General features: G+C 76.8%; 21 protein-coding genes and 1 pseudogene. 14 read left to right on the top strand and 8 right to left on the bottom strand.

The annotated features are described in order from the left end of the window. Window positions 1-21: 21 nt before the first annotated feature. Window positions 22-315, top strand: coding sequence for a DUF6510 family protein (locus LPU43_RS20180; protein ID WP_229402046.1), 294 nt, complete (start codon window positions 22-24; stop codon window positions 313-315). A 44-nt stretch (window positions 316-359) separates the two neighbouring features. Beyond that, window positions 360-1,658 carry an NAD(P)/FAD-dependent oxidoreductase gene (locus tag LPU43_RS20175; protein WP_229402045.1) on the top strand — a complete coding sequence of 433 codons (1,299 nt, stop codon included), beginning with the start codon at window positions 360-362 and terminating at the stop codon, window positions 1,656-1,658. A 119-nt stretch (window positions 1,659-1,777) separates the two neighbouring features. On the opposite strand, the gene LPU43_RS20170 is transcribed toward LPU43_RS20175, so the two are convergent. From LPU43_RS20170 to LPU43_RS20155, 4 genes and pseudogenes are all read right to left on the bottom strand, one after another. Next, window positions 1,778-2,566, bottom strand: a complete 789-nt coding sequence (locus LPU43_RS20170; RefSeq protein ID WP_229402044.1) for a spermidine synthase — start codon at window positions 2,564-2,566, stop codon at window positions 1,778-1,780. Window positions 2,567-2,813: 247 nt separating this feature from the next. Further along, a pseudogene (locus LPU43_RS20165) lies at window positions 2,814-3,467 on the bottom strand (DUF2267 domain-containing protein); the annotation flags it as partial. A gap of 177 nt (window positions 3,468-3,644) precedes the next feature. Beyond that, window positions 3,645-4,001 (bottom strand): STAS domain-containing protein, encoded by a 357-nt coding sequence (locus tag LPU43_RS20160; protein ID WP_229402043.1) that lies wholly within the window; start codon window positions 3,999-4,001, stop codon window positions 3,645-3,647. An 89-nt stretch (window positions 4,002-4,090) separates the two neighbouring features. Beyond that, window positions 4,091-4,447 (bottom strand): STAS domain-containing protein, encoded by a 357-nt coding sequence (locus LPU43_RS20155; protein ID WP_229402042.1) that lies wholly within the window; start codon window positions 4,445-4,447, stop codon window positions 4,091-4,093. A 266-nt stretch (window positions 4,448-4,713) separates the two neighbouring features. Between LPU43_RS20155 and LPU43_RS20150 the strand changes: the two genes are divergently transcribed. The 5 genes from LPU43_RS20150 (at window position 4,714) to LPU43_RS20130 (ending at window position 9,118) form a co-directional block, all read left to right on the top strand. Continuing rightward, window positions 4,714-6,453 (top strand): PP2C family protein-serine/threonine phosphatase, encoded by a 1,740-nt coding sequence (locus LPU43_RS20150; protein WP_229402041.1) that lies wholly within the window; start codon window positions 4,714-4,716, stop codon window positions 6,451-6,453. A 25-nt stretch (window positions 6,454-6,478) separates the two neighbouring features. Further along, the gene (locus LPU43_RS20145) at window positions 6,479-7,513 is read left to right on the top strand and encodes a cobalamin B12-binding domain-containing protein (protein ID WP_229402040.1); all 1,035 of its coding nucleotides are present in this window, start codon (window positions 6,479-6,481) and stop codon (window positions 7,511-7,513) included. 91 nt (window positions 7,514-7,604) lie between these two features. Further along, on the top strand, window positions 7,605-7,952 hold the full coding sequence (locus LPU43_RS20140) for an STAS domain-containing protein (protein WP_229402039.1): 348 nt from the start codon (window positions 7,605-7,607) through the stop codon (window positions 7,950-7,952). A gap of 69 nt (window positions 7,953-8,021) precedes the next feature. Beyond that, a complete protein-coding gene (locus LPU43_RS20135) occupies window positions 8,022-8,468 on the top strand; it encodes a response regulator (RefSeq protein ID WP_229402038.1) in 447 nt (148 codons plus the stop codon). Between the two features lie 134 nt (window positions 8,469-8,602). Then, complete coding sequence (locus tag LPU43_RS20130; RefSeq protein WP_229402037.1) at window positions 8,603-9,118, top strand: ATPase; 516 nt, start codon at window positions 8,603-8,605, stop codon at window positions 9,116-9,118. A gap of 5 nt (window positions 9,119-9,123) precedes the next feature. On the opposite strand, the gene LPU43_RS20125 is transcribed toward LPU43_RS20130, so the two are convergent. The 3 genes from LPU43_RS20125 to LPU43_RS20115 all read right to left on the bottom strand — a co-directional run bounded on the left by LPU43_RS20125 (window position 9,124) and on the right by LPU43_RS20115 (window position 11,720). After that, window positions 9,124-9,954: a hypothetical protein gene (locus LPU43_RS20125; RefSeq protein ID WP_229402036.1), complete on the bottom strand. Its 831-nt coding sequence runs from the start codon at window positions 9,952-9,954 to the stop codon at window positions 9,124-9,126. Between the two features lie 290 nt (window positions 9,955-10,244). Then, window positions 10,245-10,670 (bottom strand): OsmC family protein, encoded by a 426-nt coding sequence (locus LPU43_RS20120; protein WP_229402035.1) that lies wholly within the window; start codon window positions 10,668-10,670, stop codon window positions 10,245-10,247. Window positions 10,671-10,763: 93 nt separating this feature from the next. Next, window positions 10,764-11,720 carry a serine/threonine-protein kinase gene (locus tag LPU43_RS20115; protein WP_229402034.1) on the bottom strand — a complete coding sequence of 319 codons (957 nt, stop codon included), beginning with the start codon at window positions 11,718-11,720 and terminating at the stop codon, window positions 10,764-10,766. 178 nt (window positions 11,721-11,898) lie between these two features. Between LPU43_RS20115 and LPU43_RS20110 the strand changes: the two genes are divergently transcribed. The 4 genes from LPU43_RS20110 to LPU43_RS20095 all read left to right on the top strand — a co-directional run bounded on the left by LPU43_RS20110 (window position 11,899) and on the right by LPU43_RS20095 (window position 15,215). Next, window positions 11,899-12,132 (top strand): DUF8847 domain-containing protein, encoded by a 234-nt coding sequence (locus LPU43_RS20110; protein WP_229402033.1) that lies wholly within the window; start codon window positions 11,899-11,901, stop codon window positions 12,130-12,132. A gap of 132 nt (window positions 12,133-12,264) precedes the next feature. After that, the gene (locus LPU43_RS20105) at window positions 12,265-13,005 is read left to right on the top strand and encodes a response regulator transcription factor (RefSeq protein ID WP_229402191.1); all 741 of its coding nucleotides are present in this window, start codon (window positions 12,265-12,267) and stop codon (window positions 13,003-13,005) included. Beyond that, on the top strand, window positions 12,983-14,512 hold the full coding sequence (locus LPU43_RS20100) for a sensor histidine kinase (protein ID WP_229402032.1): 1,530 nt from the start codon (window positions 12,983-12,985) through the stop codon (window positions 14,510-14,512). Before LPU43_RS20105 ends, LPU43_RS20100 begins: the two co-directional genes overlap by 23 nt. Before the next feature lie 22 nt (window positions 14,513-14,534). Then, the gene (locus tag LPU43_RS20095; RefSeq protein WP_229402031.1) at window positions 14,535-15,215 is read left to right on the top strand and encodes an AraC family transcriptional regulator; all 681 of its coding nucleotides are present in this window, start codon (window positions 14,535-14,537) and stop codon (window positions 15,213-15,215) included. Window positions 15,216-15,236: 21 nt separating this feature from the next. Here LPU43_RS20095 and LPU43_RS20090 read toward each other — a convergent pair whose 3' ends face one another. Then, complete coding sequence (locus LPU43_RS20090) at window positions 15,237-15,632, bottom strand: VOC family protein (protein WP_229402030.1); 396 nt, start codon at window positions 15,630-15,632, stop codon at window positions 15,237-15,239. A gap of 189 nt (window positions 15,633-15,821) precedes the next feature. Here LPU43_RS20090 and LPU43_RS20085 point away from each other — a divergent pair, with 189 nt between their 5' ends. From LPU43_RS20085 to LPU43_RS20075, 3 genes are read left to right on the top strand one after another with little or no spacing between them, the layout of a single operon-like run. Further along, window positions 15,822-15,971 carry a hypothetical protein gene (locus LPU43_RS20085; protein WP_229402029.1) on the top strand — a complete coding sequence of 50 codons (150 nt, stop codon included), beginning with the start codon at window positions 15,822-15,824 and terminating at the stop codon, window positions 15,969-15,971. Between the two features lie 14 nt (window positions 15,972-15,985). After that, window positions 15,986-17,416 carry a class I SAM-dependent methyltransferase gene (locus LPU43_RS20080; protein WP_229402028.1) on the top strand — a complete coding sequence of 477 codons (1,431 nt, stop codon included), beginning with the start codon at window positions 15,986-15,988 and terminating at the stop codon, window positions 17,414-17,416. Then, window positions 17,409-19,487 carry a sulfatase-like hydrolase/transferase gene (locus LPU43_RS20075; protein ID WP_229402027.1) on the top strand — a complete coding sequence of 693 codons (2,079 nt, stop codon included), beginning with the start codon at window positions 17,409-17,411 and terminating at the stop codon, window positions 19,485-19,487. The genes LPU43_RS20080 and LPU43_RS20075 overlap by 8 nt, the downstream gene beginning before the upstream one ends. Window positions 19,488-19,689: the final 202 nt, after the last annotated feature.

Raw genomic sequence — 19,689 nt, 5'->3', positions numbered from 1 at the left:
CCGCACCTGCGAGGAGAACCGATGACCGAGATGTCGTACCTGGACGGCAACATGCTCGACGGCCCGCTGCGCGAGCTGTTCGCCGTCGACCTCAGCGCCGCCACGGGGCGCTGCGAGGCGTGCGGGACGACCGGCCCGATGGCCGGCCTGCACGTCTACCCACACGCCCCCGGCCTGGTGGCGCGCTGCCCGGCCTGCCAGGGGGTGATGCTGCGGCTGGTCCGCACGCCCCAGCGGGCCTGGCTGGACCTGCGCGGCGCCACGTACCTGGGGATACCGCTGCCGCCCGACCAGCCGTACCCCCGCCCGCTCTGACGCGTCGCGGCGTTTGCCGGGGCCGGCGGCGGGAAGCACCCGGCATGACGAAACCTCGTGTGGTGATCGTGGGGGCCGGGTTCGCCGGTTACCACGCGGCGAAGACGTTGAGCCGGATCGCCCGGCACCGGGCCGAGATCGTGCTGCTGAACTCGACCGACTACTTCCTCTACCTGCCGCTGCTGCCCGAGGTGGCCGCCGGGGTGATCGAACCCACCCGGGTCTCCGTGCCGCTGACCGGCACCCTCGACGGCGTGCGGGTCGTCGTCGGCGAGGCCGACCGGGTCGACCTGCGCAACCGCTGGGTCGGCTACGCCACGCCCGAGGGCGACCACGGCCGGCTCGCCTACGACCGGCTGGTGCTCGCCGTCGGCAGCGTCAACAAGCTGCTGCCCATCCCCGGCGTCACCGAGTACGCCCACGGCTTCCGCGGCATGCCCGAGGCGCTGTACCTGCACGACCACGTCGTACGCCAGATCGAGCTGGCGGAGGTCAGCGACGACCCGGCCGAGCAGCGGGCCCGCACGACGTTCGTGGTGGTCGGCGCCGGCTACACCGGCACGGAGGTCGCCGCCCACGGGCAGCTCTTCACCGACCGGCTGGTCGCCCAGCGCCCGCACCTGAACATCCGGCCGCGCTGGATGCTGCTCGACGTGGCCCCCCGCGTGCTGCCCGAGCTGGACCAGCGGATGTCGCGCACCGCCGACCGGGTGCTGCGCCGGCGCGGGGTGGACGTGCGGATGGGCACCTCCGTGGCGGAGGCCACCCGGGACGGGGTGCGGCTCACCGACGGCGAGTTCGTGCCCACCTGCGCCCTCGTCTGGTGCGTCGGGGTGCGCCCCGACCCGTTCGTCGCGGAGCTGGGCCTGCGCACCGAGAAGGGCCGCCTCGTGGTCGACGAGTACCTCACCGTCCCCGGCTACCCCGAGGTGTACGCCTGCGGCGACGCGGCGGCGGTGCCCGACCTGGCCCGCCCCGGGCAGATCTGCACGATGACGGCCCAGCACGCCCAGCGCCAGGGCAAGCTGGCCGCGCAGAACATCGCCGCCTCCTACGGGCACGGCCGCCGCCGCCCGTACAAGCACCACGACCTGGGGTGGGTGGTCGACCTCGGCGGCTGGGACGCGGCGGCGAACCCGCTGAAGGTCTCCCTGTCGGGCCCGCCGGCCAAGGCCGTCACCAGGGGATACCACCTGCTGGCGATGCCGGGCAACCGCGCGCGGGTGGGCGCGGACTGGCTGCTCGACGCCACCCTGCCCCGCCCCGCGATGCAGCTCGGCCTCGTGCCCGCCGACGCCGTGCCGCTGGAGAGCACGTCCCCGGAGGTCCCGGCCCGCCGCTGACGGGCCGGTCCCCTCGGCCGCCCGGGGCAGGCCAGCTCAGTCGCCCGGGACCGGCCAGCTCTGTCGCCGCAGGCCGCGTCGGGGGCGGCTCAGCCGACGCGGGTCGTGTCGGGTCCGGTTCAGCCGCTCAGGGTCGCGTCGGTGTCGGGGGCGGCGCCGCCGACGAACGCGTCGAGGGTCGGGCCGTGCAGCACGCCACCCGGGACCGGGTCGCGGGCCGCCCGCGCGGCGAGCCGGCCCACGGGCAGCCGGCCCGCCCGCAGCGCGGCGGCGAGCACCACGTTGCCGTAGCGTCGGCCGCGCAGCATCCGCCGGTCGGCGACCAGGCAGACGTCGGCGAAGACGGCGCGCAGGGTGGCCACCCGGGCGCGGGTGAACGCCAGCGGCGGCAGGTCGGTGACGTTGACCAGCAGGATGCCCTCCGGGCGCAGCACCCGGGCCGCCTCGGCGGCGAACTCCACGCCGGCCACGTGCCCCGGCATCCGGGCCGCCCGGTAGACGTCAGCGAGCACCAGGTCGTACCGGCCGGGCGGGGCGGCCGTCACCGCGTCGCGGGCGTCGGCGACCTCGACGCGTACCCCCGGCGGCGGGGCGGGCAGCTCGCGGCGGACCAGCTCGACCACGGCGGGGTCGCGCTCCACCACGAGCTGCGCCGAGCCCGGGCGGGTCGCCCCGACGTAGCGGGGCAGGGTCAGCGCGCCGCCGCCGAGGTGCAGCGCCTCCACCGCGACGCCGGGCGGCGCGGCGAGGTCGACCACGGCGGCCATCCGGCGGACGTACTCGAAGTGCAGGTGGCGCGGGTCGGTCACGTCCACGTAGGACTGGGCGACGCCCCCGGCGAGCAGGGTGCGCCCGGTGCGGCGGTCCGGGTCGACCACCAGCTCCGGTCCCTCGGCGGCGGGGTGCATCCCGGCACCGTAGCCGCCGCCCCGGCGGGCGGGCCACGGCGGCCCACGCCCACCGCCCGCCGCGCCGCCGGCCCACCGGGCGCGGCCCGACCGCCGTGGCCGGCGGACGCGGCGCCCCACCGGCGGGGCCCGGCCACCGTGGCCGGCGGCGAGGCCGGACGCGGCGTCCCACTGGCGGGGCCCGGCCACCGTGGCCGGCGGCCCACCCCGGCGGGGCCGAACGCGGGGGCCCGCCGGGCCGGGCTCAGCCGCCGCCGGCCGCCGGGCCGAGCAGGTCGCGCAGACCGTCCGGTACGCGCAGCGAGTCCACCAGGTCGCCGTCGCGGGCGGCCAGCGCGGCGAGCGTCGCCTGCGCCTGGTACCGGGCCTGTTCCGGGGTGCGGCCGCTGAGCCGGGCCACCTCGGTGAGGAAGCCGGGCAGGTCGTCGTGGCGCTCGATGCCGTCGACCGGCACCACGTCGTGCAGCGACACCGGCACCGCCTCCAGCAGCCGCTCCCGCGCGGCCTGGTCCAGCGCCCAGGCCAGCACCAGCACCGTCGCCTCGGCCCCGACCTTGGCGGTGCGGAAGTCCACGCCGGCCCGCCGGCCGACGTCGTCGACCAGTTCCCGGTAGCCGACCCCGACGGCCCCCGGCGCGCCGCTCCGGCCGCGTTCGGCGCGGGGCCGGGCGGCGGGGGTCGTCGTCGGGGCGGCCGGCGTCGGTTTCGGCCCGCCCCGGGTGCTGTCCGGCTTGTGCCGCCCGGCCGGGGGCGGCCCGTCCCGTTTGCCCCGGTCCAGGTGGGTGAGCTGCTTGGACGCGCTCAGGCTGGCGCCGGTGTCGCTGGCCTGCCGGCCGCGCTCGCGGGCCTGGCGGGCCAGCGCCCGGCGGCGCTGGTTGTCCCCCTCCATCTGCTTGCGCATGGCACACCTCGCTCCCTCTCCGCTGCGCTGTCTCGCGGTCGCCTTCCCGGCGTCGCGGGGGCGAAACGAGGGCGGGCGGGTCGCGCCGGGAGGGCGGCGGGGGCTCGCCCGGGCCGGGTGAGGCGCTCTCGCCCCGGTCAAGGGGCGATGCCGGCGCGCGGGGGCCGGAACCGGCCGTCAGCGGGCGCCGGCCGCCTCGGCGCCGGGGTCGGCCCGGCCGGCGGACCGGGTGGCGAGCACCTCGGAGAGCCCCGTGCGGTCGAGCAACTGCTGCAACGACGGGCTCGTGCCGGTCAACCGGATCGGACCGCCGCCCGTGCGGTGGACCACCACCAGCGCGCTGAGCCCGGAGGAGTCGCAGAGGCCAACCCCGCTGAGGTCGATGTCCAGCTCGTGGTAGCCGTCCCGGCGCAGCTCGTCGGCGGCGTCCACGAGCGCGGGGGAGGTGTCGAAGTCCAGCTCGCCGGTCAGCCGGAGCCGGGCGCGCCCCGGGGCCAGCCGGCTGACCTCGATGGTCAACAACTGCGCGGACATGTGTCCATGGTCCCAGTCCACGGCGGTGGGCACACTCCTGGGGGCCGCCGGGTCGACGCCGGGGCCGGTCGCGGAATCGTCGGGGGCGTTCAGATCGACGCCGCCGGGCGCTGTTCCCCGGGCCGGCCGAGCTCCGCCCCGTCGGGCAGGGGGCGGGCGAGCAGCCCGGTGATGCCGGTCATGTCGAGGATCGTGTCCAGGAACCGGGGGGTCGAGGAGAGCCGGACGGTCGTGCCGCACTGCTGCCCGTCGCGCCACGCGTGCACGATCACCGACAGCCCGGTGCTGTCGATGAACTCGAGGCCGGCGAAGTCGAGCACGAGCACCGCGGGGTGCTCGGCGAGCTGGCGGTCCACCTCGCGCCGCAGGGGCGCGGCGGTGGTGAAGGCGAGGTCGCCACCGACCCGGATGAGGGGCGCGCCCGGCTCGGACAGATCGACGGCCATGATCAGCGGTGTCGTCTCGGGCTTCCTCGCATGGGGCACCACGATCACGCCTTTCCGCGGGCCTGCCGGTCGGGCAGGGTTACTCGGATCGTAACAACGTCCGCCCCGCGCCGCCCGGTACGCCGGGACCGGGCAGGTCGGGACGGCCGCAGGGTGGCGGTGCCGCCGTACCGGCGTAGGGTGGGGCGAGGAGATTGGACCACATACGCCGTTTACGGCGGCCCGCGGGTGTCGGGTCGATGTCGAGAAGGAGTGGAGCCCCACTGGTGACTGCTGCCGGCGTCAGGGACTGGGACCCGGGCGACGGGCGGATCTCCACGTCGGGCACACGTGTCCCGGCGTGGTCCGCCGACGTCCCGGTCCGGCCCGCTGGCGCGCTGCCACCGCTGGCCCCCGACCGGGGTCCGCCCGTCCTCGACTGGTCTGAGGTCGTCGAGCACCTCCGCGAGGGCCTGGTCGTCTGCGACACCGCCGGCGTGGTGCGGCACCTGAGCCCGGTCGCCGAGCGGCTGCTGCCGGAGGTGACCGTCGGTCGGGTGCTCGCGGCCTCCGGCGTCGAGGGGCTGCGGGCCCCGACCCACGGCGACGAGTTCAGCCACCGGGGCCGCCGGCTGCGCATCCGCCAGGTGCCGCTCTCCACCGGCGGCTGCTGCTGGTACGTCGAGGACGTCACCGACAACATCACCCGCGCCGACGCCCTGCTGGCCGAGCGGGCGCGCGCGGCCTTCCTGGCCCGGGTGGGGGAGAAGCTCGGCAACCCGCTGCACCCCGACCGGGCCGCCGCCGCGGTGGCCCGGCTCGCCGTGCCGACCCTCGCCGACGTGGCCGTGCTGGTGCTCGCGCCCCGCTCCGGCCGGGCCCGCTGGTGGCGGGCCACCCGCGCCGACGACGGGGCCCCGTCCGTGGACGTCGGGGTGCTCAGCGCCGCCGACCTGCCGGCGGCCGTCGACGAGGGCCTCGCCGGCTTCGAGCCGCAGGTGCCGGACTGGCTGGTCGAGCAGGCCGTCGACGCGGGCTGGCTGACCGGCGTCACCGCCGCCGACGTCAGCGTCCGGGTGGTGCCGCTGCCGGGGCGGGACCTGCCGGCCGGGGTGCTGCTGGTCGCCCGGGGCGCCTGCCGCTACTACGACGAGGCGGACGTCGAGCTGGTCCGCGCGTTCGCGGCCCGGGCCGGCGCCGCCCTGACCACCGCCGTGCTCTACCGCGACCAGGCCGAGGTCGCCGACACCCTCCAGGCCAGCCTGGTGCCGGTCGAGCCGGCCGAGGCGGCCGGCGTGCAGTGGGGCACGGCGTACCGGCCGGCGCAGGCCGGCCTGCGCATCGGCGGGGACTTCTACGGCTCCCACCGGCTGCCCGACGGCGGCTCGGTGTTCTTCCTCGGCGACGTCTCCGGCAAGGGCGTCGAGGCGGCGGTCTTCACGGGCCAGTTGCGCCAGTGCCTCCAGGCGCTGCACCGGGTCGAGGCGCACCCCGGCCGGCTGCTGCGGCTGCTCAACGACGCGCTGCTGGAGACCACCCAGGCCAACGGCCAGGGGCGCTTCGCCACCATCGTGCTCGGCGTGGCGCGCCCCCGGGGCGACGGCGGGCTGACCCTCTCCATGTCCGGCGGCGGCCACCTGCCCCCACTCGTGCTGCGCGCCTCCGGCGAGGTGGAGCCGGTGGGGCTGCGCGGCATGCTGATCGGCGTGGTGCCGGACCCGCGCGTCGGCGAGGTGTCCGTCGAGCTGGCGCCGGGCGAGACCTGCCTGCTCTACAGCGACGGCGTGACCGAGGCCCGCGGCGGCCGGCGCGGCGACGAGCAGTTCGGCGCCGACCGGCTGGTCCACACGATCACCGGGTGCCAGCGGATGCCCGCCCCGGCGCTGGCCGAGCGGGTCGAGCAGGTGACCTGCGACTGGCTCGCCCACGGCGACCACGACGACATCGCGGTGCTCGCGCTGCGCGCCACCGGGCCGCAGGGCCGGTCGATGCGGCACCTGCACGCGGTGCCCGCCCTGCGCCACTGACCGGACGACCCGAGGAGAAGCCCGCGTGACCGTCCCCACCACCGCCCCCGCGCCCGCCCTGTCGCCGGCCGACGCCTACCACGGCTTCCTCGACGCCCTCGCCGAGGCCGACGAGTACGCGGCCGTCGACGTGGCCCTCGGGCTGGTCGACGCCGGGGTGCCCGCCGAGCGGGTGCTGCTCGACCTGGTGGCCCCCGCGCAGGCGGAGGTGGGGGAGCGCTGGGCGCGCAACGCCTGGAGCGTCGCCCAGGAGCACGCGGCCACCCACATCAGCGAGCGGGTCGTGGCCGCCGTGGCCGCCCACGCCAACCCGCACCCCACCCGGGGCCGCATCGTGGTGGCGTGCATGGACGGCGAGTGGCACGCCCTGCCGCCCCGGCTGGTCGCCGAGGTGCTGCGGCTGCGCGGCTGGCAGGTCACCTTCCTCGGGGCCAGCGTGCCGGCGGCGCACCTGGTGTCGTACCTGCACCGGCACGACGCGCACGCGGTCGCCCTGGCCTGCGCGCTGCCGATGCGGCTGCCGCACGCGCACCGCATGGTGGAGGCGTGCCGCCGCTCCGACGTGCCGGTGGTGGTGGGCGGCCGGGGCTTCGGCCAGGACGGACGGTGGGCCCGCCGGCTCGGGATGGCCTGGGCTCCCGACGCGCCCGCCGCCGCCGACCTGGTCGCCGACGAGCGCGCGCTGCGTCGGGTCGCCCCGGCCGATGTGTCCCTGCTCGCCGACGACGAGTACGCGGGCCTCACGAAACGGCGCGGAGAGCTGATCGAGAGCGCCCTGTGCGCCCTGCGGGAACGGTTTGCCGGGATGCGGAAGTACTCCCCGGCGCAGCTCGACTCCACCGTCAGCGACCTGGGCTACATCGTGGACTTCCTCGCCGCCGCCGTCTACGTCGACGACCCCTCGCTGTTCACCGAGTTCGTCGAGTGGCTGGTCGGCATCCTGGTCAGCCGGGGCGTGCCGGCGGCCTCCGTCGGGCTCACGCTCGCGCACTACGCGGGGGAGCTGCGCGACTTCCCGCGCGCGGCGCGCTTCCTCGGCGCGGCGCGCGCGCTGGTCTGACGCGCGGGCGCGCCCGCGCCGGCCCCGGGGCCGTCCTGCTTATACTTGCTCCACTGCAAGCATCAGCCTGCGGTGAAGCGGGAGGAACCAGGTGACGTTCACCGTCACGTACGCCCAGCGGGACGGCGCCGGGGCGTGCCTGCGACTCGCCGGCGAGCTCGACATGAGCACCGCCGGAGAGCTCAACGCGGCGCTCGACCGGCTCGCCGAGTCCGGCGCGCACCACCTGCTGGTCGACCTCACCGAGCTGACCTTCTGCGACTCCACGGGGATCGCCGCGTTCGTGCGGGGCGACAACCGCGCGGCGGCCCAGGGCGGCTGGCTGCGGGTCACCAACGCCACCGGGCGGGTCGAGCGCGTGTTGAGGGTGACAGGGCTGGCCGAGGTGCTGGGCTACCAGCCCGACACGGGCCACCCGACAGCACGGTCCGCCCCCTGATGGGCTAGATTTCCCCGCCAGCAGGTGGCCGCGAGGTCGCCGTCCGCGTCAACCCGAGGCAGGTCTGTCATGGCTGGAAGCACTCCCGGCCCCGTTCGTATCCTCGTGGTCGACGACGACCCCGGCGACGTCCTGATGATCGAGGAGGCGCTCGCCGACTCCGACGTCGACAAGGTCATCGACGTGGTCAGCGACGGCCAGGAGGCGATGGAGTTCCTGCGCCAGGAGGGCCGGCACACCGAGGCCCACCGGCCCGACGTCATCCTGCTCGACCTGAACATGCCCCGGATGGACGGGCGGCAGGTGCTCGGCGAGGTCAAGCAGGACGACGACCTGCGGACCATCCCGATCGTCGTGCTCACCACCTCCAACGCCGACACCGACATCGTGGGCAGCTACACCCTCCAGGCCAACGCGTACGTGACGAAGCCGATAGACCTGGACGACTTCAACGACGTCGTGCGCCGCATCGACGAGTTCTTCGGCCGGGTCGTGGTGCTGCCCAAGCGGGCCTGAGCGGGCCCCTCCGCGTCCCTACGGCCGCGGAACGGTGCCCCGCAGAAGCCGAACGATTTTCCCGAACGCCCGCGCCGGTCGCCGCGCGCGGCGAGGATCGGGGGGTGACACCCGGCTGCCTGGGGGGCGACAGCATGAGGTTCTCCGTCGTGGAGTTCGGCTACGACCGGCGGCAGGTCGACGCCTGCCTCGACGCCCTGGCGGTCCGGCTGAGCCGGCTCGCGGCGCGGGCGGAGGGCGCCACCGGCGCGGGCCGGGACTGGGAGCTGCTCCGGGACGAGGCCGCCGGCCTGTGCGACCTGGTCGGGCGTCCGTCCGCCGACGGCCGGGCTGCGGCGTCGGGGGACGTCGAGCGGGAGGCCGCCGAGCTCCTGGCGCGGGCGCGGTACGAGCTCGACGCGGCCCGCGAGGAGGCCCGGCGGATCCGCGAGCAGGTCTACACCGAGGCGGTCCACGCCCGCCGCGATTTCGAGGCCGCCCTGGCGCAGCGCCGTCGCCGGGAGGCCCGGGCGGACGAGATCCTCGCCGAGGCGCCGGTGGCGGCGGACACGCCGACGGCCGCGGCGGCCGTGCCGCCCGGCGGGGTGCCGACGACCAGGGCGGCGGCCGGCGTGGAGCCGCCGGGGGAGCGGAATAGCCGGGTGCCCTGAGCGGCTCAGGTCAGCGCCGCGACCACCGCCGTGGCCCGCCGCTCGTGTCGCGCGTACGCGCGGGGGTACGCCGAGACCTGTACGGACTGGGCGGCGGCGGTCACGCTCATCCGCTCCCAGCCGGGGACGTCCCGCAGGGCCTCGTAGAAGACCCGGGCCGCGTACGCCGGCCGCATCAGCTCCCGGACGCTGCCCCAGCCGCTGCTGGGGCGCTGCTGGAACAGCCCGACGGAGTCGTGGTCGGAGCCGCTGCCCTGGTGCGGGTACCGGCGCGACTCGGGGAGCACGTCGCTGGCCAGGTTGTGCAGGTCGCTCTCCTGCATGGCGGTGGCCAGCGCCACCACCAGGGCCCGGCGGGGCAGCCCCAGGTCCCGGCCCACCTCGACGATGGTCTCGGCATTGTCCATCTGGAGCCGGCTGAGGCCGGCCACCGGGCGCGGCCGGGGCGGCTTGCCGGTGGGGCTCGGGAGCGGGCTCGCCGTCGGGCTGGGCGGGAGGGTCACCGGGGTGGCCGGCGAGCGGTCGAGGGACCGGGAGGCGCGCTGCTCGGCCTCGGCGGCAGCCGCGGCGCGGTCGGCGAGGGCCTCGCGAACGGGTTCGGGGGCGTCGTCGGCCTGCCGCACGGCGGCGAAGGCGGCGACGCCGAGGCAACAGCTCACGCCGGTGGCCAGGGCCACGCGCGCCGGGGTCGACCCGAGCAGTGCCCGGCGATGGCGGCGGGGTGGGTCGGGGCGGCGGTGCCGGCCGGCGGTCCGGCCGGTGGAGGTGGCATCGGTCGAACGGCCATCCGGTCGGCGTCGGGTCTGCTTCTGCTCAGCGGGGTCGTCGGCGTGCACCTGCCGAGGCTAGAGAGATTCACCCGCCCCGCCATCGGGGGCGGTTGGTGGTGTGCGCCACATTTGGCGGCTTTCCGACGGGGCAAAAGCCGCTAGAGCGGATCAAGCGAATTATTCCGGCCTGTCGCCCTCCTGCCGCTATAACCGATTTAGGGCGTGGATTCGGTCATCCCGCCGGGCGTCGCCCGCCCGTCACGCGCCATCCGCCCGAATCGTTCCTTCGGACGATGGTCGACTACCCGGTTCGACGGGGTGCCCCGGCCCGGCGGGCCCACCCCGCGGCGGGGAGCCTAGCGCCGGCCGTTCTCCGCCGGGGCCACCGTGAGCCGGTGCCGGGTGCTGTCGCCGCTGGAGAAGGGCCAGAGCCGGTCGGCGTGCTCGACCAGCTCGGCGAGCTGCTGCCGGCTCAGCCCGGCCGAGGAGATGGAGGCGTGCACGTCGGCCCGGTACCGCCCGTCGTCGTCGCGCCCCAGCCGGGCGGCGGCGCGGACCTGCACGGTGTGCGCCTCGTCGGTGATCTGCCCGGCCGCCTCGACGGCGGCGTGGTGCAGACAGGACGCGAACGCCGCCGCCAGGAGCTGCTCCGGCGTCAGGCCCGTGCAGTGCGGCGCCAACGGCGAGGCCAGGGCGGTGGAGAGCCCCCCGTCGTCGGTGCGGACGTGACCGCCCTCCGCGGTCGCGGTGGCCTCGTGCGGCCAGGAGTTCGGATCCGGCATCGCGTTCCCCCCTCAGTCACCCGCCCGGCTACCCGGCCCGCACCCGGCGAAACCGGCGGGTGCCGGCGCGGGCGCCCGGCGTGGGGAGCGTCGTCAGGGGGCGCCGTGCCAGCCCGCGCCGGCCGTCCCCTCGAGCGACGCCGGCCGGGTCGCCTCGGCGGCGGCCTCCTCGGTCCACGGGGAGACCTGGTGGGAGCGCTGCCGGGGCGGAAGCGCGGCGAGCATCGGCACGTAGACCCGGGCGTCGACCGCCTCGGCCAGCAGCAGCGCGGCCATCAGGCTCGTGGGCCGAAGGGCCGGCTCGTCGGCCATGAGCTGCTGGCACAGCTCGGCCACCTCCGCCGGCAGGCCGTCGACCGGCGGCAGCGGCGCGGGCGGCTGGCGGCGGCGCGCGCCGAGCAGCGCGGTGGCGGTGTCGGCCTGGTACGGCAGCCGCCCGGCGAGGCAGTAGTAGAGCAGCACCCCCAGGGCGTACATGTCGGCGGCCGGGGTGGCGGGCTGCCGGTCGAGCTGCTCCGGGGCGAGGTACGCGGGGGTGCCCACCACCATGCCGTCGGGCAGCTCGTCGGGCTCGCCGGCCGGGGTGGCGATGCCGAAGTCCAGCACCTTCACCCCGCTGGGCGTGAGCATCACGTTGGCCGGCTTCACGTCGCGGTGCACGATGCCGTGGGCGTGCGCGGCGGCGAGCGCCGCGGCGATCTCGGCGCACACCCGCACCGCGATGCGCCAGTCCAGTGGCCCGGCGCGCAGGTGCGCGGCGAGGGTCTCCCCCTCCGCCAGCTCCATCACGATGTACGGCAGCGTCCTGCCGGGCAGCGCCGGGGCCGTGCCGAAGTCGTGCACGCTGGCCACGTTCGGGTGCACCAGGCGGGCCGCCGAGCGGGCCTCGGCCCGGATGCGCTCCTCCGAGGCGTCCTCGCCCAGTCCGGGGGAGATGAGCTTCACCGCGACCGGCCGGTCCAGCACCGTGTCGTGGGCCCGCCAGACCTCCGACATCCCGCCGACGCCGATGCGCTGTTCGAGCTGGTACCGCCCGTCCAGCGTCCTCATCGACCGCTCCTCGTCTCACTGGCGCGGGCCGCCGGGCCCGGCCGTTCGCGCTTCCCGCCCCGGTACCCGACCTCCCGACAGGGCAAACCGTCGTCGTGGCGGCACCGCCACGCCGCCGGGTGCGGTAGCTTCCACCCGGGGAGGTCGACCCGGGCCACGGTGGCGGTACGGAGGGGCGATGGCCGAGGTGACCGTGCGGTTCGTCGACGGGCCCGCCGGGGGACTGGTGCGCGGGGTGCCGGCCGGGCCCGACGGCGCGCCCCCACCGCGCTGGGTGCTGCGCCACCCGGAGGGGGCGGCGGGGCCGGTCGGCGCGGGGGCGGACCACCTCTACCGGCGGGACCGCCGCGACGACACCGGCACCTGGACCATGCGCTTCGTCCGCACCGACCCGTTCGGCGTGACGGAGTGAGCCCGTCGACGCCCGCCCCGGCCCGGCTAGCCCCTGGCCCGGTTCGGCCCGCCCCGGCCCGGCTCGCACAGCCGGCACACAGGACACGCCGAGGTGGGGCACAGCGGGCCGCCCGAGGATGGGGGCATGGTCATGGAGTGGCAGGCCGCGCAGGGCCGTATCGAGTTGCGCCGCCCGGACGGCGAGCCCGTCCGGGTGCTGGTGGTCGACGACGAGCCGACGCTCACCGACCTGCTGTCGATGGCACTGCGCTACGAGGGCTGGCAGGTGCGCACCGCCGGTAACGGGATGTCGGCGCTGAGCACGGCCCGGCAGTTCCAGCCGGACGCCGTGGTGCTCGACGTGATGCTGCCGGACCTGGACGGCCTCCAGGTGCTGCGCCGGCTGCGCGAGCACACCCCGACCGTGCCGGTGCTGTTCCTGACGGCCCGCGACGCGGTGGAGGAGCGCATCGCCGGGCTCACCGTCGGCGGCGACGACTACGTCACCAAGCCGTTCAGCCTCGAGGAGGTCATCGCCCGGCTGCGGGCGCTGCTGCGCCGCTCCGGGTTCGCCGTCGCCGCCCGGTCCGACGCGGTGCTGACCGTCGGCGACCTCAGCCTCGATGAGGACAGCCACGAGGTGCGCCGGGGCGACCAGCTCGTCACCCTCACCGCGACGGAGTTCGAGCTGCTGCGCTACCTGATGCGCAACCCGCGTCGGGTGCTGAGCAAGGCGCAGATCCTCGACCACGTCTGGAACTACGACTTCGGCGGGCAGGCCAACGTCGTGGAGCTGTACATCTCGTACCTGCGGAAGAAGATCGACGCCGGGCGGACGCCGATGATCCACACGCTGCGCGGCGCGGGGTATGTCCTCAAGCCGGCCGACTGAGCGGCTGCGCCGGTGGCTGGCCGGCCGATCCCTGCGGGCCCGGCTGGTCGCCGCCGTGGTGGCGCTGCTCGCCCTGGTCAGCGTCGCCATCGGCGGGCTGACCACGGTGGCGCTGCGGCACTTCCTCGTCGGCCAGCTCGACGACCAGCTCACGTTCAACCAGCAGCGGCGCGGCGGGGAACGGCCGCCCTGGTTCACCACCCCGCCGATGCCGCCGCGCGACGTCGAGCTGCCGCCCGGCTTCCCGGCCGGCTCGGTCGCCGCCCGGGTCGTCGCCGGCCGGGTCGAGTCGGCGAAGGTGCGCACCCCGGCCGGCACGGTCGAGGCGTTGCCCACCGACGTCGCCGCGCCCCTCGGCACGCTGACCGCCGACGGCCGTCCGCACACCGTGGACCTCGGCGAGCAGGGCGACTACCGGGCGGTCGCCCGGCCGTTCGTCGACGACCAGGTGCTCGTCTTCGCGCTGCCGCTGGCCGGCGTCCAGGAGACGATCTGGTCGATGGTGGCGGCCCAGGCCGCCGTCGCGACCGCCGGCCTGCTCGTCGCCGGCAGCCTCGGCGCGCTGATCGTCCAGGCCACCCTGCGCCCGCTGCGCCGGGTCGCCGGCACCGCGACCCGGGTCACCGAGCTGCCGCTGGACCGGGGCGAGGTGGCGCTGTCGGTGCGGGTGCCCGACGCCGACACCGACCCCCGCACCGAGGTGGGCCAGGTCGGCGGCGCGCTCAACCGGATGCTCGGGCACGTCGCCGCCGCGCTCGCCGCCCGCCAGGCCAGCGAGACCCGGGTACGCCAGTTCGTCGCCGACGCCAGCCACGAGCTGCGCACCCCCCTCGCCGCGATCCGGGGGTACGCGGAGGTGGCGCGGCGCGGGCGCGACCGCGTCCCGCCCGACGTGGCGCACGCGCTGCGCCGGGTCGAGTCGGAGAGCACCCGGATGACCAGCCTCGTCGACGACCTGCTGCTGCTCGCCCGGCTGGACTCCGGCCGGCCGCTCGCCGTCGAGCCGGTCGACCTGACGGCGCTGGTCGTCGACGCGGTCAGCGACGCGCACGTCGCCGGCCCGCAGCACCGCTGGCGGCTCGACCTGCCCGAGGCGGAGCTGCTGGTGCCGGGCGACGCTGCCCGGCTGCACCAGGTGGTGGTGAACCTGCTGGCCAACGCCCGGGTGCACACCCCGCCGGGCAGCACCGTCACCACCCGGCTCGCCGCCGGCCCCGACGGGGTCACCCTCAGCGTCACCGACGACGGGCCCGGCGTCCCGCCCGAGCTGCGGGGCGAGGTCTTCGAGCGGTTCGCCCGGGGCGACACCTCCCGCTCCCGCGCCCAGGGCAGCACCGGCCTCGGCCTGGCCATCGTGGCGGCGGTGGTGGAGGCCCACCACGGCCGCGTCGGGTTGCACAGCCGCCCGGGGCGCACCGAGTTCACCGTCTCCCTGCCGGCCCTCGCGGGTAGCGCCGGCACCGGCCCGCCGCCGGGCGCGGCGCCGTCCACCGCATCCGCCGGCTGACGGGCATGGCAGGCTGGGGCGGATGTATCGGGAACGTCCGGCGGCCCTGCCCGGCGCCGTGCTGTGGACCAGCGTGAGCGACGGCACCCCGGGCCGGGTGCTGCCGGACGGGTGCCTCGACCTGCTCTGGTCCAGCCGCGTCGGGCTGCTGGTCGCCGGGCCGGACCGGACGGCGCACCCGACCCGCTCGGTGCCGGGGGAGCGGTGGCTGGGGCTGCGGCTGCCGCCGGGCGTCGGCCCGGCCGTCCTCGGCGTCCCCGCCCACGAGCTGCGCGACCGCCGGGTGCCGCTGGACGCGCTGTGGGGCCGGGCGGGCGAGGAGGCCGCCGAGCGGCTGGGGGAGCGCCCCACGGGCGGCGCGCTGGAGGCGCTCGCCGCCGGCCGGCTCGCTGCGGCCGGCGGGCCCGACCCGGTCGGCGAGCAGGTCGCCGCCCTGCTGGCGGCCGGCCGGCCGGTGGCCGCGACCGCCGCCGAGGTCGGCCTCGGCGCGCGGGCGCTGCACCGCCGCAGCCGGATCCTCTTCGGGTACGGCCCGAAGACCCTCGCCCGCATCCTGCGGATGCGCCGGGCGCTCGCTTTGGCCCGCGCTGGGACGCCGCTGGCCGAAGTGGCCGTCGAGGCAGGGTACGCCGACCAGGCCCACCTCACCCGCGACGTGCGGGAGCTGACCGGGTTGCCCCCGGCCGCCCTGCTGTCCCGCTGAGCGGCCCGGCCTGGTGCCGGCTCAGCCCTGCGGGAGCGGGGCGAACAGGTCCACGCCGTTGCCGTCCGGGTCGAGCACCACCGCGTACCGCTGGCCCCACTCGGCGTCCCACGGCGGCAGGTGGCCCTCGTGCCCCTCGGCCACCAGTTCCGCGTAGAGCCGGTCCACCTCGGCCGGGTCGGCGCAGCGGAAGGCGAGGCTCGCCCCGCCGCCACCCCCGGGCTTCCAGTCCGGCTCGAAAGCGCGGATGGTCTCGGCGGTGTCCCAGGCCAGCCGTAGGCCCCCGGGCAGGGTGACCTCCACGTGCGGCGCGGTGTCGGCCTCGGCCGGGATGTCGAGGCCGAGCCGCCGGTAGAAGGCGAGGGAGCGGGGGAGGTCACTGCTGACCATCCCGATCAGGTCGAGTGTCGGTGCCATGGCCCCCAGGTTAGGGCGGCCCCCGGCGGGCGTCTTGAACGGAACGGACATCCGGGCGGAGTGCCGGGTGTGGCCCTCACGACCGGACGATCGGCGTAGCGTGTCAGACAAGTCCGGCTTTACGGGCAAATCCCCCTGAGGGGCCAACCGGCGTGCGCCGGTGTCGAGACGCGAGGGAAGGAGCGGTCGGTGGAACACCTGGCCTACCTGGACGCGGGGTCCGGCAGTCTGATCGTGCAGGCGGTGGTCGGCGGGGTGGCCGGGGCGGCGGTGGCCGCCCGGCTCTACTGGCGTCGGCTGACGGCCCGGTTCCGTCGCCGGCCCGCCGACCGGCCCTGAGCGGGGCGGCGGCGATGACGGTTCCCGACACCGAGGTCCGGGGCGAGCCCGGCTCGTTCCGCGACCCCACCAACCGCGTCTTCTACGCCGACGGCGAGGTGCTGCGCGGGCTCGACGCGCGGGCGGCCGAGGACTGGCGGGCCCTGGCCGCCAGCGACTTCTTCCCGCCGCTGGTCGCCGCCGGCAAGGTCTGCGGCACCGAGCCGGTCGCGGCGGCCCGGTTCCCCGCCCCCGACGGGCGGCCCTGGGCGGCGGTGCTGCGCCACGAACGCATCCCGTTCGTCTCCCACCCCTACGAGTGGACGTTCGGGATGCTGCGCGACGCGGCGCTGCTGCACCTGGAGGTGCTGCGCGCCGCGCTGGCCGCCGGCTTCACCATCAAGGACGGCTCGGCCTACAACCTCCAGTGGCGCGGCGCGCATCCGGTCTTCATCGACGTGGGCTCGTTCGAGCCGGCCCGCGACGGCGAGCCCTGGGCCGGCTACCGGCAGTTCTGTCAGACCCTGCTCTACCCGCTGCTGCTCACCGCCCACCTCGGCGTGGACTTCCAGCCCTGGCTGCGCGCCCAGGTCGACGGCATCCCGGCCGAGCAGATGCGCCGGCTGTTCACCGGCGCCCGGCGGCTGCTGCCCGGCGTGCCCACCCACGTGCACCTGCACTCCGCCCTGCAACGGCGGCACGCCGCCGCCAGCGGCAGCGAGGTGCGCGAGCAGTTGCGCACCGCCGGGTACTCCCGCGGGCTGGCCCTGGCCACCGCCCGCCGCATCGAGCGGCTGATCCGCCGGCTGAGGCCCCGCCGGGTCCGCAGCCACTGGGCCGACTACCGGGACACCTGCACGTACTCGGCGGGGGACCGGGCCGCCAAGGAGCGCTTCGTCGCCGCCGCGCTGACCGCCGGCCCGCCACCCGAGCTGGTCCTCGACCTGGGCGCCAACGACGGCCGGTACGCCCGCCTGGCCGCCCGGCACGCCGGCTACGTGGTCGCCGTCGAGCAGGACCCGGCCGTGGCCGACGAGCTGTACGCCGCGCTGCGCGCCGAGGAGCAGCCACGCGTACTGCCGCTCGTGATGGACCTGGCCGACCCGTCGCCCGGGGGCGGCTGGCGCGGCGCGGAGCGGGCGCCCTTCGCCCGCCGGGCGCGGGCGGACGTGGTGCTCGCCCTCGCCGTCGCGCACCACCTGGCGATCGGGCGCAACGTGCCGCTGGGGCAGGTCGTCGACCAGCTCGCCGACGCCTGCGCCCCCGGCGGCCGGCTGCTGGTCGAGTTCGTCCACCCCGAGGACCCGATGGCCCGGCGGCTGCTGGCCAACCGGCCGGCCGGGCTCTTCGGCGACTACCGGGCCGAGGTCTTCGACCGGCTGCTCGCCGCGCGGTGCCGCATCCGGCGGCGCGTCGAGCTGCCCGGCGGCACCCGCACCCTCTACGAGGTGGTGGTGGGTGGCTGACGCGCCCCCCGCGTCCCCGGAGCCCCCGGCACCCGCCCCGCCCGCCGACGCGGCCCCGCCGTCGACCGACCCGCGACCGGCCGCCGAACCGTCCGGGTGGCGGGCGGAGCTGCGCCGGCTGCTGGAGGTGGCGGCCCTGGTCGGGCTGGTGGTCACCCAGCCGATGCTGGACGTGCTCGGCCGCAGCCCCGACTTCTTCCTGTTCCACCGCTCGACCCCGGGCGAGGCCCTGACGCTGGTGGCGTCGATCGCGCTGGCCCCCACGCTGGCGGTCGCGCTGCTCGGCGCGGCGAGCCGGCTGGCCGGCCGGGCGGCCCGCGCCGCCGCGCACACCGGCGTCGTCGGCCTGCTGCTGGCCGCCCTCGCCGTGCAGGTGGGGCGGCACGGCACGCCGCTGCGGGGCGTACCGCTGCTGTTCGTGGCCGTGGCGGCCGGCGCGGCCGGGGCCGCCGCGCACCGGCGGTGGCGCGGCCCGGGTCGGGTGCTGCGGGTGGCCGCCGCCGGGCCCCCGGCCTTCGTGGCGCTGTTCCTGTTCGCTTCCCCGGCCTCGGCCGTCGTGCTGCCCAGCGGCGGGGTCGGCGCGGCCGGGGCGGCCGTCGCGGGCGGGAACCCACCGGTGGTCCTGCTGGTCCTCGACGAGCTGCCGCTGGTCTCCCTGCTCGGCCCGGACGGGCGGATCGACGCCGCCCGCTACCCGCACTTCGCCGAGCTGGCCGGCGGCTCCACCTGGTACCGCAACGCCACCGGCGTCAGCGGGTGGACGCCGTACGCGCTGCCGGCCATGCTCACCGGCCGCTACCCGCAGCGGCCGGCCGCGCCGCACTACTCGCAGTACCCCGACAACCTGTTCACCGCCCTCGGCGGCCGGTACGACATCCGCGCCGAGGAGAGCATCACCCGGCTCTGCCCGCCCAGCCGCTGCGAGCTGCCGCCCCGGCCGAGGCAGGGGTTCGGCACGCTGCTGCGGGAGAGCGGGAAGCTGCTGCGCCAGCTCACCGCCCCGGTGGAGAGCCGGATCGACCCCGAGGCGTCCTACCGCGAGCGGACCGCCGCCGAGGCGGGGCTGGACGCCGCCGAGCCCGTCCCCGACGACCCGAAGTTCCGCTGGGACAGCCTGGACGACAACCAGCCGGCCCGGTTCGCCGCGTTCCTGGCCGGGCTGCGCCCCAGCGACCGGCCCACCCTGCACTTCCTGCACCTGCTGATGCCGCACGCGCCGTGGCAGTTCCTGCCCTCCGGGGCCCGCTACGCCGCCCCCGACGACCTGCCCAACGACGGCGCGGGCTGGATCGACCTGGCCCGGCAGCGGCACCTCGCCCAGCTCGCGTACACCGACCGGCTCATCGGCGAGACGCTGCGCACCCTGCGCGCCACCGGCCTGTACGACGCCGCGGCGGTGGTGGTCACCGCCGACCACGGGGTCAGCTTCGACGCCGCGGCCCAGGGGCGCGGGGCGGACGCGATCCGGGCGGCGGCCGGGCAGGTCGCCTGGGTGCCGATGTTCGTCAAGGAGCCCGGCCAGCGCGCCGGCCGGGTCGACGACCGCAACTGGGAGCACGTCGACCTGCTGCCCACCGTCGCCGACCTCGCCCACGTGCGCGTCCCGTGGCGGGTCGACGGCCGATCCGCCCGGCAGGCCCCCCGCGAGCGCGCCGACAAGCGGTTCTACGAGCGTCCCGGCGAGCCGCTCGTGCTCCCCGGCGGCGTCCCCACCGCGCCGCCGCAGCCGCCGCCCCACCCGCTGGTCGGCACGACCGTGGGCCGCCGGCCGACCGCCGGCAGCGCCCGGGTGGCCGACCTGGCCGCGTTCCGCGCCGTCGACCCGGACACCGGCGAGCTGCCGGCTCTGGTCTGGGGCAGCGTCGACGCCTCGGTGCCCGACGGCACCCTGCTCGCCGTCGCGGTCAACGGCCGCGTCGGCGCGGTCGTTCCGGTGGTGCCCCCGGACGCGGGGGGCCGCCGCTTCGCGGCGTTCCTCCCCGACGACCGGCTGTTCCGCGCCGGGAAGAACCGGCTCGACGTGTACCGGCTGGGACCGGCCGACGACCTGCGCAGCCTGAGTCTTTCCTGAGAGTTGCAAGGAAGGGCCCCTTGTTAACGCCTGGTGTATAGCAAGGGCCCCTTATTAACGCTTTGCCCTGCTTTGCTGCCGTCTCATGCCCGCCGAGCTGGCCTGCCACCCGGAAAACGGGTGACGCATACCTCACCGCCGAACCACGGCGAGCGGTGTCCCCGCAACCGTGTTTACGGTAAAAGCGAAGGCAATTTCAAAG

The organism is Micromonospora okii (assembly GCF_020884795.1).
GTDB classification, from domain to species: Bacteria; Actinomycetota; Actinomycetes; order Mycobacteriales; family Micromonosporaceae; genus Micromonospora; species Micromonospora okii.
Note: the sequence above shows the minus strand (reverse complement) of the source record. Positions and strands in the feature narration are given on the sequence as shown.

Excerpts from the sequence above, each read along its gene's own strand:
- LPU43_RS20180 (WP_229402046.1), top strand. The coding sequence starts at position 22 with ATGACCGAGATGTCGTACCTGGACGGCAACATGCTCGACGGCCCGCTG.
- LPU43_RS20175 (WP_229402045.1), top strand. The coding sequence starts at position 360 with ATGACGAAACCTCGTGTGGTGATCGTGGGGGCCGGGTTCGCCGGTTAC.
- LPU43_RS20170 (WP_229402044.1), bottom strand. The coding sequence starts at position 2,566 with ATGCACCCCGCCGCCGAGGGACCGGAGCTGGTGGTCGACCCGGACCGC.
- LPU43_RS20160 (WP_229402043.1), bottom strand. The coding sequence starts at position 4,001 with ATGTCCGCGCAGTTGTTGACCATCGAGGTCAGCCGGCTGGCCCCGGGG.
- LPU43_RS20155 (WP_229402042.1), bottom strand. The coding sequence starts at position 4,447 with ATGGCCGTCGATCTGTCCGAGCCGGGCGCGCCCCTCATCCGGGTCGGT.
- LPU43_RS20135 (WP_229402038.1), top strand. The coding sequence starts at position 8,022 with ATGGCTGGAAGCACTCCCGGCCCCGTTCGTATCCTCGTGGTCGACGAC.
- LPU43_RS20130 (WP_229402037.1), top strand. The coding sequence starts at position 8,603 with ATGAGGTTCTCCGTCGTGGAGTTCGGCTACGACCGGCGGCAGGTCGAC.
- LPU43_RS20120 (WP_229402035.1), bottom strand. The coding sequence starts at position 10,670 with ATGCCGGATCCGAACTCCTGGCCGCACGAGGCCACCGCGACCGCGGAG.
- LPU43_RS20115 (WP_229402034.1), bottom strand. The coding sequence starts at position 11,720 with ATGAGGACGCTGGACGGGCGGTACCAGCTCGAACAGCGCATCGGCGTC.
- LPU43_RS20110 (WP_229402033.1), top strand. The coding sequence starts at position 11,899 with ATGGCCGAGGTGACCGTGCGGTTCGTCGACGGGCCCGCCGGGGGACTG.
- LPU43_RS20105 (WP_229402191.1), top strand. The coding sequence starts at position 12,265 with ATGGAGTGGCAGGCCGCGCAGGGCCGTATCGAGTTGCGCCGCCCGGAC.
- LPU43_RS20100 (WP_229402032.1), top strand. The coding sequence starts at position 12,983 with ATGTCCTCAAGCCGGCCGACTGAGCGGCTGCGCCGGTGGCTGGCCGGC.
- LPU43_RS20095 (WP_229402031.1), top strand. The coding sequence starts at position 14,535 with ATGTATCGGGAACGTCCGGCGGCCCTGCCCGGCGCCGTGCTGTGGACC.
- LPU43_RS20090 (WP_229402030.1), bottom strand. The coding sequence starts at position 15,632 with ATGGCACCGACACTCGACCTGATCGGGATGGTCAGCAGTGACCTCCCC.
- LPU43_RS20080 (WP_229402028.1), top strand. The coding sequence starts at position 15,986 with ATGACGGTTCCCGACACCGAGGTCCGGGGCGAGCCCGGCTCGTTCCGC.